Annotated in this window: 12 protein-coding genes; 9 read left to right on the top strand and 3 right to left on the bottom strand. The window is 73.4% G+C overall.

Annotation, left to right across the window (positions count from 1 at the left end; genetic code table 11):
* Positions 1 to 41: 41 nt before the first annotated feature.
* Positions 42 to 767 carry a DUF2470 domain-containing protein gene (locus tag OG435_RS42990; RefSeq protein WP_266885970.1) on the bottom strand — a complete coding sequence of 242 codons (726 nt, stop codon included), beginning with the start codon at positions 765 to 767 and terminating at the stop codon, positions 42 to 44.
* A 193-nt stretch (positions 768 to 960) separates the two neighbouring features.
* Here OG435_RS42990 and OG435_RS42985 point away from each other — a divergent pair, with 193 nt between their 5' ends.
* The 4 genes from OG435_RS42985 (at position 961) to OG435_RS42970 (ending at position 4167) form a co-directional block, all read left to right on the top strand.
* Entirely contained in the window at positions 961 to 1356 is a 396-nt protein-coding gene (locus tag OG435_RS42985; RefSeq protein ID WP_250742110.1) for a cell division protein SepF, read from the top strand.
* Positions 1357 to 2031: 675 nt separating this feature from the next.
* On the top strand, positions 2032 to 3150 hold the full coding sequence (locus OG435_RS42980) for an ATP-binding protein (protein WP_266885965.1): 1119 nt from the start codon (positions 2032 to 2034) through the stop codon (positions 3148 to 3150).
* 14 nt (positions 3151 to 3164) lie between these two features.
* Positions 3165 to 3557 carry a nucleotide pyrophosphohydrolase gene (locus OG435_RS42975; protein WP_266886562.1) on the top strand — a complete coding sequence of 131 codons (393 nt, stop codon included), beginning with the start codon at positions 3165 to 3167 and terminating at the stop codon, positions 3555 to 3557.
* Between the two features lie 124 nt (positions 3558 to 3681).
* A complete protein-coding gene (locus OG435_RS42970; RefSeq protein WP_266885963.1) occupies positions 3682 to 4167 on the top strand; it encodes a DUF6099 family protein in 486 nt (161 codons plus the stop codon).
* 183 nt (positions 4168 to 4350) lie between these two features.
* On the opposite strand, the gene OG435_RS42965 is transcribed toward OG435_RS42970, so the two are convergent.
* Positions 4351 to 4638, bottom strand: a complete 288-nt coding sequence (locus OG435_RS42965) for a hypothetical protein (protein ID WP_266886603.1) — start codon at positions 4636 to 4638, stop codon at positions 4351 to 4353.
* Positions 4639 to 4841: 203 nt separating this feature from the next.
* Here OG435_RS42965 and OG435_RS42960 point away from each other — a divergent pair, with 203 nt between their 5' ends.
* The gene (locus OG435_RS42960; RefSeq protein ID WP_266885961.1) at positions 4842 to 5765 is read left to right on the top strand and encodes an LLM class F420-dependent oxidoreductase; all 924 of its coding nucleotides are present in this window, start codon (positions 4842 to 4844) and stop codon (positions 5763 to 5765) included.
* A gap of 13 nt (positions 5766 to 5778) precedes the next feature.
* The gene (gene mmuM / locus OG435_RS42955; protein WP_266885959.1) at positions 5779 to 6690 is read left to right on the top strand and encodes a homocysteine S-methyltransferase; all 912 of its coding nucleotides are present in this window, start codon (positions 5779 to 5781) and stop codon (positions 6688 to 6690) included.
* Here mmuM and OG435_RS42950 read toward each other — a convergent pair.
* Positions 6677 to 7099, bottom strand: coding sequence for a hypothetical protein (locus OG435_RS42950; RefSeq protein WP_266885957.1), 423 nt, complete (start codon positions 7097 to 7099; stop codon positions 6677 to 6679). The genes mmuM and OG435_RS42950 overlap by 14 nt on opposite strands.
* 152 nt (positions 7100 to 7251) lie before the next feature.
* Between OG435_RS42950 and OG435_RS42945 the strand changes: the two genes are divergently transcribed.
* Genes OG435_RS42945 through OG435_RS42935 form a run of 3 tightly spaced genes read left to right on the top strand, consistent with a single transcriptional unit; the run spans position 7252 to position 12476 of the window.
* Positions 7252 to 8379 (top strand): DUF6183 family protein, encoded by a 1128-nt coding sequence (locus OG435_RS42945; protein ID WP_266885955.1) that lies wholly within the window; start codon positions 7252 to 7254, stop codon positions 8377 to 8379.
* 54 nt (positions 8380 to 8433) lie between these two features.
* Positions 8434 to 9918, top strand: coding sequence for a 3' terminal RNA ribose 2'-O-methyltransferase Hen1 (locus OG435_RS42940; protein WP_266885953.1), 1485 nt, complete (start codon positions 8434 to 8436; stop codon positions 9916 to 9918).
* Complete coding sequence (locus tag OG435_RS42935) at positions 9915 to 12476, top strand: polynucleotide kinase-phosphatase (RefSeq protein ID WP_266885951.1); 2562 nt, start codon at positions 9915 to 9917, stop codon at positions 12474 to 12476. Before OG435_RS42940 ends, OG435_RS42935 begins: the two co-directional genes overlap by 4 nt.
* Positions 12477 to 12593: the final 117 nt, after the last annotated feature.

The following is a 12593-nucleotide window of genomic DNA, read 5'->3' as shown; positions in this document are numbered from 1 at the left end:
GGCGCTCTATTTCCGGAATAAACCGTTCGGGGTCGGGCGGTTCAGGCGGGCAGGGTGTTGCGGTGCGAGCTGCGCCGGGCCGCGCTGAACAGGGCCTGGATCTGCGCCCCGGACTGCTCCACGTCGTCGAGCGGGGAGGGGAAGGGGATCCGTACGTCGTGGTGGCCGCGCCGCTCCTCCAGGCGCAGGGTGATCCCGTACCGGTCCATGGCGAGGGGCAGCGCGCGCAGCACGGCGGACCCGGCGCCGGTCGCCGCTTCCGGCCGCGGCCGGACCAGGCGCAGCAGGAGGGTGACGAGTTCGGCATGGTCGTCGAGGAGATGGGTGAGCATCCCGGCCTCGGAGGGGGCGAGCGGGTCGGGGCGGGCGGCGTCCAGTTCGTCGAGCCCGACGTACGAGCGGGCGCCGTCGGCGGTTTCGAGGACGGCCCGGCCGAACTCCACGCAGGTGGAGTCGGAGCCCTCGTCCGCGAGGTCGGAGTAGGGCGTGAGCAGGCGGCCGACGAGGGTGACCCGGGCGCGCACGCGGTCCCGTACGGGAGTGGGCGCGATGTCCGTGAACTCCAGCCGGATCGCCGGGCGGTGCTCGGCGCGGCCGCCCGGCTCGGCGGGGTGCAGGTGCAGGCGGCCGAGGGGGTCGGTGCCGTCGAGGTGGCGGATCTCCGTGCGCTGCCCGTCGCTGACGACGGTCATGGAATGCGCGGCGGCCAGGACGGAGCGGACCCGCTCGGCGTCGGTGGGCAGCGGCAGGGGCGTGGGCAGGTGCATGTGGATCTCCGTCGTCCTGAGTGGCGAGATGGCGCGTACTTAGGTATGCCTAACCTAACCTACTGGGCGGTGTGGGGGTAGTCGGGGTCACCCGCCGGGGGTGTCTCAGCTACCTCGTGTCGGTGTTGGGCTGAACGGGTGAAACGCGAGAGGATGGGGGGATGCACATGAAGCGCAAGGCCGAGGCGGCCTGGTGAGCAGGTACGACGTCACCGACGAACAGTGGGAGGGGCTCGCGCAGGTGGTCCCCCTGCGGAGTCGCAACGAGTGGCCCTCCCGGGTGGATCACCGCACGATCCCCACGGTTCCGGGGGCGTCCGCGGCGGAGCAGCGGCGCTTCGTGGTGATCCGGGTCCAGGTCTTCGCGGACGCGCGGGAGGTGGCGGAGTACCTGATCGCGCAGATCCCGGTGCTGCTGGACCTCACGGGCGCGGACGGCGAAGTGGCCAAGCGCATCCTGGACTTCAGCAGCGGCGTGGTCTTCGGGCTGGGCAGCGGGATGCACCGGGTCGACCGGAACGTCTTCCTGCTGGCGCCCGTCGGGACCGAGGTGGAGGGGATCGCGGCCGCGGCCGTCCCCCGATCGTAGGAAGGTCCCACGGACGGAACGGTTCGCCGGCCCCCCGGGACCCCCGGCGGCCCGTACCGTCCGCGCATGACCTCCCACCTCACGGCCCCGCCACCCCCGACGCCGCCTCGCGCCACACCACCCGCGCCGACCGCTTCTGCCGCCCGGACGGCTCCGGCCGTACGCGCCGCCGTGCCCGCCGTGTCGGCCGCCTCGACGGCTGCGGCCGGGCCGGCCGTCGCACTGCCCGGGCCCGCCGCCCCGACGGCTCCGGCCGTGCCAGCCGCCGTGTTCGCTGGTCCGGCGTTAGCCGTGGGCCCGTTCCCGGCTGCTGCCGCGGCTCCGGTCTCGGTATCGGCTCCGGCGCATGCGCCGGCCCAAGTACCGGCTCCGGCGCCGGTCCCGGCCCTAGACCCGGTCCCATCCCCGGCCTCGGTCCCGGTCCCGGTCCCATCCCCGGCCTCGGTCCCGGTCCCGTCGCCGGCCTCGGTACCGGCCTCAGCCCCGGCCTCAGCCCCGGCCTCAGCCCCGGCCTCAGTTCCGGCCTCAGCCCCGGTACCGGCCTCGTCCCCGGCTCAGGTTCTGGTCTCGGCATCGGTGCCGGTGCAGGGTTCCGCGCCGGCGGCAGTCGCCGGGCAGGTTCCGGGCCGGGGGCGGGCCCCGGCCCCCGTTCAGCCCGCCGCAGGCGCACCGCATTTGCGGCCCGCCGTTACCGAGTTGCGGCTCTCCGCCTACGGGGCGCACCGCGGGGCGCGGTTCGTCCTTGGGCCCGTCACCCTCTTCGCCGGGCCGAGCGGGAGCGGTAAGTCCCAGGTGCTGGAGGCCTACGGGGCCTTGGCGGCCCTGGGGGCCGGGGCCACTCTCGACGAGGTGTTCCCCGACCCGGGGGCACGGATTCCCGACCGGGCGGTGCCCGACGCCGAGCGGCGCCGGGGGTTCCGGATCGGCTGTACGGTCGACGGCCCCGCCGGGCCGGTCCGGCTCGACCTCGCCGTGCAGGCGGAGCCCGCGCTGCGGATCGTAGGGGAACGGCTCTCGGTGGACGGGCAGGTCCTCCTCGCCACCGCACTGCGCGATCCCGGACGGCGGTCCGTACAGGCGGCCTGGCTGACCGGTGGGGCCACCGGGGTCACTCGGGCCCCGCTGCCCGACGACCGGCTCGGGACCGCGCTGCTCCCGCTGCGGGTGGCCGGGTCCACCGAGGGGCAGCGGCAGGTGCTGGCCGCCGCCGAACAGGTCGTGGTCGCGCTGCGCTCGGTGTTCCCCTGCGATCCCCGCCCGGAACGGATGCGGGAGCCGGTCGCGCCGGGGGAGGGGCGGCTGCTCGGCGACTGCGCCAACCTGGCCGACGTGCTGCGCCGCACCCGTCTGGAGTGCACCACCCGGTACGGGCTGCTGACCGGGGCCGCCCGTACCGGCTGCGCGGGGTGGGTGGCCGGACTGGACGTACGGGCTCCCGAGGGCGGCCCGGTCACCGGCCTGCTGGACCGGGGCCCGGACCGGCCCGCCACCGAGCTGGCCCGGCTGGGCGCGGGCGAACTGCGCTTCCTCGCCCTCGCGCTGGTGCTGCTCACCGGGCCGGGGGTGCTGGACGTGGACCCGGCGGCCGAACTGCCCACCGCGCGCCAGGCGCTGACGGTGCTCGCGGACGGCTTCGACCGGGACCTGGACAGCCGGCAGGCCGCCGAACTGCTGCGGCTGGCCGTACTGGCCTGCGGGCGCGGGCAGGTCAGGCTGGCGGCCTCGGTGGGCGAGGCCTGCGCGAGGGCCGCCCGGGGCGTACCGGGCGTCTCGGTGGTAGACCTGGGCGCATGAGCGAAGAGCACGGCATGGGCGGAGAGAGTGGAGTGACCGGGGAGGAGAAGGGGGCCGGCGAGCGGATCGACCGGCTCCAGCGGCGGCTCGCCGAGTTCGCGGCGGCGCGCGGGTGGGAGCCCTTCCACACGCCCAAGAACCTTGCGGTGGCGCTGAGCGTCGAGGCGTCCGAACTGGTGGAGATCTTCCAGTGGCTGACACCGGAACAGTCCGCGAAGGTCATGGAGAAGCCGGAGACCGCACACAGAGTGGCCGATGAGGTGGCCGACGTGCTCGCCTACCTGCTGCAGTTCTGTGAGGTGGTCGGGGTCGATGTGCTGGATGCGCTCGCCGCGAAGATCGAGCGGAACGAGCTGAGGTTTCCCGTACCGGGCACTTCGGGGGCAGATCGTCACTCTTCGGAGTGATGGCGATATCCACAACCATCTTCGGTGTCCACAATTTCCGAATACCCCTGGCTTTACCGGCCCGTTGCCCTCACTCTGGGTAGTGGAGAGAACGGCGAGATGTCGTGCGGACGGGGGACGGCATATGGACGCGGTACGGCTCATCGCAGCCGGCCGGCACGCGCTGGCGCAGAGCGGGGCTGCTTGGGACATCGTGGGCGAGGCCTGGCAGGCACAGGCCCTCGCACAGGGCATCGGGAGCTGGCTGGCGGTCACCGGGCCGCCTGAGCTGAGATCGGAGGCGCGGGGGCTGGGAGAAGCGGGAGGCAGGGGCTGCGGGGTGCTCGACCGGGCGGCTCTGCGCGGAGAGGGCTATGCGCCCGATCTCCCGCCGAGGGCCGCGCAGTTGACCGAGGTGACGGACGCCCGGCAGGCGTTGCTCGGGCTCCAGGCGCTGCTCGGGGAAGTGGGCATAGCGCTGGTCGGGGTGGCCTGCGGGACGGACGACGAGGGTCTGTACTGGCAGTGCATAGAGTCGATAGACGCGGCTGACGAGTCGAGCGACCGGGTCCGGGCGATCCTGCGGCGACTGGCCGTGCGCGAGCGGGGATCCGCTTCCGGCGTGGCCTGAGACGGGGTGCCGCGGGGTGCTCCGGAGCACCCCGGAGTGCTCGAGCGTGCTGCCCGGTGCCGCCCATTGCTGCCTGGTGCTCCCGAGGGCTCCGGTGGGGCCCGGGGTTCCGGTGGGGCCCGGGGCTCCGGTGAGGCCCGGGGTTCCGGTGGGGTCCCGTCGCGGGCGACGGGACCCGGGTGGTCAGGAGGGCCGGTAGGACGGGCGGTGTTCGCTCTCCGGGGTGCGGCCGCCCTGGAGCAGCGGATCGGCGGGGCTGCGGTCGGTGGAGGACTGGAGGTCGGCGTCGAGCTGCGAGAGGTCGGCGTTCAGCGCCGCCATCAGCTCTTCCATCTGCTGCAGCAGGCCCTTCGGCGCGCCGCCCTGGGCGGGTACCGCGGACTCCTGGCGTGCGTGGTCGTGCGCTGCCTGCCCGGTCTGACAGTCCTGATGCGATTGCCGGGTGATCTCCGGCGCGGACTCCTGGGACATGGCGGCCTCCTCGGCCCTGGCCCTTCCGTGAGGTGGAAGGGGGCGGTGGGACGCACCGGCGAAGGCCGCCGGCGCGCGGGCCGGGCGGTCCGGCTCCGTCCGAGCCAACGATCCCCATCCGGGCTGGTCACTGGCGCGGACGGCGGGGAGTGTCCGGGTGACTCAGATTCACCCGGCCGGGGCCGAAGGGGCAGGATGGAGACATGGATCTCCGTATCTTCACCGAGCCCCAGCAGGGCGCGAGCTACGACACCCTCCTGCGCGTCGCCAAGGCCACCGAGGACCTGGGCTTCGACGCCTTCTTCCGATCGGACCACTACCTGCGCATGGGCGCGGCCGACGGTCTGCCCGGCCCCACCGACGCCTGGATCACCCTGGCCGGCCTGGCCCGCGAGACCAAGCGGATCCGGCTGGGCACGCTGATGACGGCCGGTACCTTCCGGCTCCCCGGCGTGCTCGCCATCCAGGTCGCGCAGGTCGACCAGATGTCGGGCGGCCGGATTGAACTGGGTCTGGGGGCGGGCTGGTTCGAGGAGGAGCACAAGGCGTACGGCATTCCCTTCCCGGCCGAGCGCCTCGCCCGGCTGGAGGAGCAGCTGGAGATCGTCACCGGTCTGTGGGCGACCAAGCCCGGCGCCACCTTCGACTACGCGGGCGTCCACTACCAGGTGGAGAACTCCCCGGCGCTGCCCAAGCCGGCCCAGGAGAAGATCCCGGTCCTGATCGGCGGCCACGGTGCGAAGCGCACGCCGCGCCTCGCCGCCCGGTACGCGGACGAGTTCAACATGCCCTTCGCCTCGATCGCGGACAGCGAGCGGCAGTTCGGCCGGGTCCGTGCGGCGGCCGAGCAGGCCGGCCGTGCGCCCGGCGACCTCGTCTACTCCAACGCCCTCGTCGTGTGCGTGGGCAAGGACGACGCGGAGGTCGCCCGGCGGGCCGCCGCCATCGGCCGGGACGTGGCGGAGCTCAAGGCCAACGGCCTCGCCGGCTCCCCGGACGAGGTGGTGGAGCGGATCGCGGCCTACGGGGCCGTCGGCTCCTCCCGCCTCTACCTCCAGCTGCTCGACCTCGGCGATCTGGACCACCTGGAGCTGATCTCCTCCCGGGTCCAGCCCCAGCTCGGCTGACGGGACGCCGACCGTGCCCCGCGCGTCCCGACCGCTCGCCGAGGCCCTCACCGGCCCCGGCGGGCGGACCGTGCTCCTGGACGGCGGACTGAGCAACCAGCTCGCCGACCAGGGCTGCGACCTGTCCGGCGGCCTCTGGACGGGCCGGGTCCTCGCCGAGCACCCGGAGCAGGTGACGGCCGCCCACACCGCCTACGCGCGGGCCGGCGCCGAGGTGCTGATCACCGCGAGCTACCAGGTGGGGTACGCCGCCTTCGCCCGGCGCGGCTACGGCCCGGAGCGCACGACGGCCCTGCTGCGGCGCAGCGTGCGGCTGGCCGACGCGGCGGCCCGGGCGGCGGAGCACGAGGTGTGGGTCGCCGCGTCCGTGGGCCCGTACGGGGCGGTGCTGGCGGATGGCTCCGAGTACCGGGGCCGCTACGGCCTGAGCGTGCGGGAGCTGGCCGACTTCCACCGGCCCCGGATCGCGGCACTGCTGGCCGAGGGCCCCGACGTGCTGGCGCTGGAGACCGTCCCGGACACCACCGAGGCCGAAGCACTGCTCACCGTGCTCGCGGAGACCGGCGCCCGCGCCTGGCTGAGCTACACGGTGGCGGGTGGGCGCACCCGGGCCGGGCAGCCCCTGTCCGAGGCCTTCGCCCTCGCCGCCGGGTCACCGCAGGTCATCGCCGTCGGCGTGAACTGCTGCGACCCGGCGGAGGTCCTGCCCGCCCTCGAAGCGGCCGCCGCCGTCAGCGCCGAACCGCTGCTGGCCTACCCCAACGACGGCTCGGTCTGGGAGCCCGCCACCGCCACCTGGCGGGCCCCGGCCACCTCCACCCCCTGGCCCACGGCCGCCTGGCACCGGGCCGGGGCCCGCCTCGTCGGCGGCTGCTGCCGCATCGGCCCCGACCGCATCGCCGAACTGGCCGCTACGCTCCGCTGAGGTCCCAGCGCGCGCCCGGCGATCCACCGCCCGAGGCCACCAGCGCGCTCATCTCGGCTTCTACGGAGGCCAGTTCCTCCGGACGCTCCGTCAGGAGCAGCTGTTCGCGGTAGTGCACCAGCGAGCTGAGCAGCAGTTGGGTCTCCCCGGGTTCCAGGGCGCACATCCTGCGCGCCGCGGCGACGGACTCGGCGCGCAGGGCGAGCGCCATGCCGGGCCGGTGGGCGAACTCCTGGCGGCTGTACGCGTACAACGCGACGGCCAGCAGGGGCAGATAGGCCAACGGACTCACCTGGACGAGGACGCGGTAGGCGGCCACCCGCTCCCGGACGGGCAGCGTGCCCGATCCGAGGAGCGCCACCCGGGCGCGCAGCACGGCGTCGTGATTGATGTTCTCCGTGGGATTCATGAGGGAGATTCTGTGAGCCGCGCAGGGCCTCGGACAAGGATGAACGGCTGTGCCGTCCGTCCTACGAGAACGGCCTCTGACCTGTCATGATGGATACGTCATCACCCTTGGACCCCCCCCTCGTGGAGGCCACGTGGCTAGGCTGGCGCACCGTGAACGACGAGGCGAACCACCTGATGACCGGCAGCGGCAGCGAACCCGCATACATCTCGCGCGACGAGGCCCTCCAGCACGCCATGGCAGGCGACATCGCCCCTCTGCGGGAGCTGGGCTCGAACCTCGCCTCCCGGTACGCGGCCGCCGCCCGGGCCGCCCGGATCCACGGGGACGACCTCTCCTACCTCCGACGGCTCCTCGCCACGACCCCGGGCCGTGACAGCGTCGCGCTGCTGCTCAAGCTCCTGGGTGACCAGGAGGCCGCCGGCGGATCCATGGCACTCGAACTGCGGCTCATGGCGACGATCCTCGCCCAGCACCAGTCCGCCGCGGACCTCGACCGGACGATCTTCGCGGACGCCCCCGAGGACCACTGGCTCAGTGAGCTGCGGCGGTGCCTGTTCCACGAGTTGCTGCTGCGCGGGGTGGACCCGGACGCGTTCCCGGCCCTGCGCCCCGGCTCGGGGACGCATCCCCTGGCCTGGCTCCCCGACCGCCGCCGCGCGCTGGAGACCGAGCCCGACTTCACACGCCATTCCGTGAACGGCTCGTCCTCGGGCGTGAAGAGCGGCCTGCCCGAGCGCGGCCGGCTGGATCCGCCGACCCCCCGGCCGACCGGGGCGTCGCCGCTGCGCAACTCCGTGACGGTGGACGAGCACGACCTCATCGTCACCGCCGCCGAAGACAACTGGGGCTACGCCGAGGCCTGGGTCTTCCGGGCCGACCGGCCCATCACCCCCGCTCAGGTGCCGGCCCTGCTCCCCACTCTGCCGATGGAGTGCGTCTCGGACCTCGGCGCCGCCCACCGCTTCGAGATAGCCGCCCGTCCCGTGGGCGACATCTGGTCGCTGCTCTTCGCCACCGCTTCCATGGGGGGTCTCTACAACTCCGGCCAGTACGGAGCCTGGGGCCGGCTGCAGGCATGGCGCTCGCTCGCGGGCCTGTGCGGCCTTCCGTTCCACGCGAGCGCGGACGAGGTGGAACGCCTGGCCGAGCAGTACACCTGGTTCCACTTCAGGGCCGACTCCGCGTTCTTCCACCAGGACGGCGACGACTACGGCATCGCGGCCCTCTCCCCGGACGGCCTGCGCCTCGCCGTCCTGGCGGCCACGGACACCGACTAGCGCCGCCGGAAAATGGGGCGCGCCCACCACCGGTGACCAGCAACAATCGCTCGTGTGTTCCTGACGATCTCCACCACCGGCTCCCCTGACCGCCCCGCCACCGACCTGGGCTTCCTGCTGCACAAGCATCCCGGCAGGACGCAGGCGTTCTCCACCTCCCACGGCACCGCCCACGTCTTCTACCCCGAAGCCACGGACGAGCGGTGCACGGCGGCCCTGCTGCTGGAGGTGGATCCCGTCGCACTCGTGCGACGCGGTCAGGGCAAGGGGCAGGGCGGCACCCCGGACGCCGCGCTCGCGCAGTACGTCAACGACCGCCCCTACGCCGCCTCCTCGCTGCTGGCCGTCGCCCTGAGCGGCGTGTTCCGCAGCGCGCTCAAGGGGCAGTGCGCGGCCCGCCCCGAGCTGCCCGACGAGGTGCGCCCGCTGCGCATCGAGATCCCGGTCCTGCCCGCCCGGGGCGGTGCGGACCTCGTGCGCCGGCTGTTCGGCCCGCTGGGCTGGGAGTCGGTCACGGCCACCCCGGTCGCCCTCGACGAGACCTTCCCGGAGTGGGGCGATTCCCGGTACGTACGCCTCGTCCTGGAGGGCGAGCTGCGTCTCTCCGACGCGCTGCGCGGCCTGTACGTCCTGCTGCCCGTCCTCGACGACTCCAAGCACTACTGGATCGCCTCCGACGAGGTGGACAAGCTGCTGCGCGCCGGGGACGGCTGGCTCGCCGAACACCCGGAGAGCGCGCTGATCACCTCCCGCTACCTGGCCCGCCACAAGCGGCTGACCCAGGACGCCCTGGAGCGCCTGGAGCTGGTCCGCCTCGCCGAGGCCGACGGCAGCGAGGTGGAGGAACTCGACAATGCGGTCGACGAGACCAGCGACACGGAGGAGAAGCCCGTACCGCTCGCCGTGCTGCGCCGCGAGGCGATCCTCGGCGCGCTCGGGGCGGCCGGTGCGGCCCGTGTCCTCGACCTGGGCTGCGGCCAGGGCCAGTTGGTGCAGGCGCTGCTCAAGGACCCGGCGTACACCGAGATCGTCGGCGTGGACGTGTCCGTCCGGGCGCTGAACATCGCCGCGAGGCGGCTGCGGCTGGAGCGGATGGGGGAGCGGCAGAGCTCCCGTGTCCGCCTGATGCAGGGCTCGCTCGCGTACACCGACAAGCGGCTCGTGGGCTACGACGCGGCCGTGCTCAGCGAAGTCATCGAGCACCTGGACCTCGAGCGGCTGCCCGCCCTGGAGTACGCGGTCTTCGGCTCGGCACGCCCCCGCACGGTCCTCGTGACCACGCCGAACGTCGAGTACAACGTCCGCTGGGAGACGCTGCCCGCCGGGCACGTCCGGCACGGCGACCACCGCTTCGAGTGGACCCGTGAGGAGTTCCGGGCCTGGGCCGGGGACGTCGCCGCGCGGCACGGCTACACCGTCGCGTACCTGCCCGTCGGCGACGACGACTCCGAGGTGGGGCCGCCGACCCAGATGGCCGTCTTCACCCTGAACACCCCCACTACCGGCACCGATACCCCGAAGGAGGGCGAGGCAGCATGACCACCACCATCCCCACCACCGATCGCAAGCGTGTACTTCCCGTCACCGACCTGTCCCTCGTCGTCCTGATCGGCGCCACCGGTTCGGGCAAGTCCACCTTCGCCCGCACGCACTTCAAGCCCACCGAGGTCATCTCCTCCGACTACTGCCGGGGCCTGGTCGCGGACGACGAGAACGACCAGAGCGCCAGCAAGGACGCCTTCGAGGTCCTGCACTACATCGCGGGCAAGCGGCTCGCCGCCGGCCGCCTCACCGTGGTCGACGCCACCAGCGTCCAGGCGGAGTCCCGCCGGCAGCTGGTCCAGCTCGCCCGGGAGCACGACGTCCTGCCCATCGCGATCGTCCTCGACCTGCCCGAGGAGGTCTGCGCGGAGCGCAACGCGGCCCGCCCCGAGCGGGCGAAGCTGCCGCGCGCCGTCATCCAGCGCCACCGCCGCGACCTGCGGCGCTCGCTGCGCGGCCTGGAGCGCGAGGGCTTCCGCAAGGTGCACGTGCTGCGCACGCCCGAGGAGGTCGAGTCGGCCGAGGTGGTCCTGGAGAAGCGGTTCAACGACCTCACCCACCTCACCGGCCCCTTCGACATCATCGGCGACATCCACGGCTGTGCCTCCGAGCTGGAGACCCTGCTCGCCAAGCTCGGCTACGAGGACGGGTCCCACCCCGAGGGCCGCACCGCCGTGTTCGTCGGCGACCTCGTCGACCGCGGCCCGGACAGTCCGGGCGTCCTGCGCCGGGTGATGGGCATGGTCGGATCCGGCAACGCCCTGTGCGTGCCCGGCAACCACGAGAACAAGCTCGCCCGTCACCTCAAGGGCTCCAAGGTCCAGCGGACCCACGGCCTCGCCGAGACCATCGAGCAGCTCGAAGGGGAGCCGGAGGAGTTCGTCCAGGAGGTCCGCACCTTCATCCAGGGCCTGGTCAGCCACTACGTCCTCGACGGCGGCAAGCTCGTGGTCTGTCACGCCGGGCTGCCCGAGAAGTACCACGGCCGCACCTCCGGCCGGGTCCGCTCGCACGCCCTGTACGGGGAGACCACGGGGGAGACCGACGAGTTCGGGCTGCCCGTGCGCTATCCGTGGGCCGAGGACTACCGGGGCAAGGCCGTCGTGGTCTACGGCCACACGCCGGTCCCGGACACCACCTGGATCAACAACACCATCTGCCTGGACACCGGAGCCGTCTTCGGCGGGAGGATGACCGCCCTGCGCTGGCCCGAGCGCGAACTGGTCGACGTACCGGCCGAGAAGGTCTGGTACGAGCCGGTCAAGCCGCTCGTCACCGAGGTGCCCGGCGGACACGACGGGCGCCCGCTCGACCTGGCCGACGTGCACGGCCGCCGGATCGTGGAGACCCGGCACCTGGGCAACGTCAACGTCCGCGAGGAGAACGCGGCCGCCGCCCTGGAGGTGATGAGCCGCTTCGCCGTGGACCCGCGCCTGGTGCCGTACCTCCCGCCGACGATGGCGCCGACGGCCACCTCGCGCATCGAGGGCTACCTGGAGCACCCCGCCGAGGCCTTCGCGCAGTACCGCAAGGACGGCATCGCCCAGGTCGTCTGCGAGGAGAAGCACATGGGCTCCCGCGCCACCGTGCTGCTCTGCAAGGACGCCGACGTGGCCCGCGAGCGGTTCGGGGTCGACGGCCCCACCGGGTCCGTCTACACCCGCACCGGACGGCCCTTCTTCAAGGACCCCGAGGTCACCGAGGAGGTCCTCGCCCGGTTGCGGGCGGCGGTCACCGACGCCGGGCTCTGGGAGGAACTGGACACGGACTGGCTGCTCGTCGACGGCGAACTGCTGCCCTGGTCGCTGAAGTCCGGCGGCCTGCTGCGCAACCAGTACGCAGCCGTGGGCGCGGCCTCCGGCGCCGTGTTCCCGGACGCCGTCGCCGCCCTGGAGGCGGCCGCGGCCCGGGGCGTCGACACCGGCGAGCTCCTGGAGCGCCAGCGGGGCCGGGCCACCGACGCCGCGAAGTTCACCGAGGCGTACCGGCGCTACTGCTGGAGCACCGACGGGCTGGACGGCGTACGGTTCGCCCCGTTCCAGCTGCTGGCGGCGGCCGGCCGCTCGCTGGCGGCCGTACCCCACGACGAGCAGCTGTTCTGGCTGGACCGGCTCGTCGCCGCCGACGAGGCCGCCGGGACCGGACTGCTGCGCCGCACCGGCCGGATCCTGGTGGACACCGCCGACGAGGCCTCGGTACGGGCGGGTACCGACTGGTGGCTGGAGCTGACGGCCGCCGGCGGCGAGGGCATGGTCGTCAAACCGCTCCAGGCGTACGCCAGGGACGGCAAGGGCCGGCTCGTGCAGCCGGGCGTGAAGGTGCGCGGACGCGAGTACCTGCGGATCATCTACGGTCCCGAGTACACGCGTCCGGACCACCTGGAGCGGCTGCGTGGACGCCACCTCGGGCACAAGCGCTCGCTCGCCCTGCGCGAGTACGCGCTCGGCCTGGAGGCCGTGGACCGGCTGGCGGCCGGGGAGCCGCTGTGGCGGGTGCACGAGGCGGTCTTCGCCGTCCTCGCGCTGGAGTCGGAGCCGGTGGACCCGCGGCTCTGACGGTGTCGGGCCGGAACCACCCGGCGTCAAGGAAGGGCCCCCGTACGGCCGCTCATTAGGTCGTATGGGGGAACTTTCGCGGAGAACTCCGGGAAAACCACCGGCGGGATCGTTCAT

Source organism: Streptomyces sp. NBC_01264 (genome assembly GCF_026340675.1).
GTDB lineage: Bacteria > Actinomycetota > Actinomycetes > Streptomycetales > Streptomycetaceae > Streptomyces.
Note: the sequence above shows the minus strand (reverse complement) of the source record. Positions and strands in the feature narration are given on the sequence as shown.

Bases quoted from the DNA above. Each gene is read 5' to 3' on its own strand.
- OG435_RS42970 (WP_266885963.1), top strand. From the start codon at position 3,682: ATGGACGCGGTACGGCTCATCGCAGCCGGCCGGCACGCGCTGGCGCAG.
- OG435_RS42960 (WP_266885961.1), top strand. From the start codon at position 4,842: ATGGATCTCCGTATCTTCACCGAGCCCCAGCAGGGCGCGAGCTACGAC.
- OG435_RS42935 (WP_266885951.1), top strand. From the start codon at position 9,915: ATGACCACCACCATCCCCACCACCGATCGCAAGCGTGTACTTCCCGTC.
- OG435_RS42950 (WP_266885957.1), bottom strand. From the start codon at position 7,099: ATGAATCCCACGGAGAACATCAATCACGACGCCGTGCTGCGCGCCCGG.
- OG435_RS42990 (WP_266885970.1), bottom strand. From the start codon at position 767: ATGCACCTGCCCACGCCCCTGCCGCTGCCCACCGACGCCGAGCGGGTC.
- OG435_RS42975 (WP_266886562.1), top strand. From the start codon at position 3,165: ATGGGCGGAGAGAGTGGAGTGACCGGGGAGGAGAAGGGGGCCGGCGAG.
- OG435_RS42965 (WP_266886603.1), bottom strand. From the start codon at position 4,638: ATGTCCCAGGAGTCCGCGCCGGAGATCACCCGGCAATCGCATCAGGAC.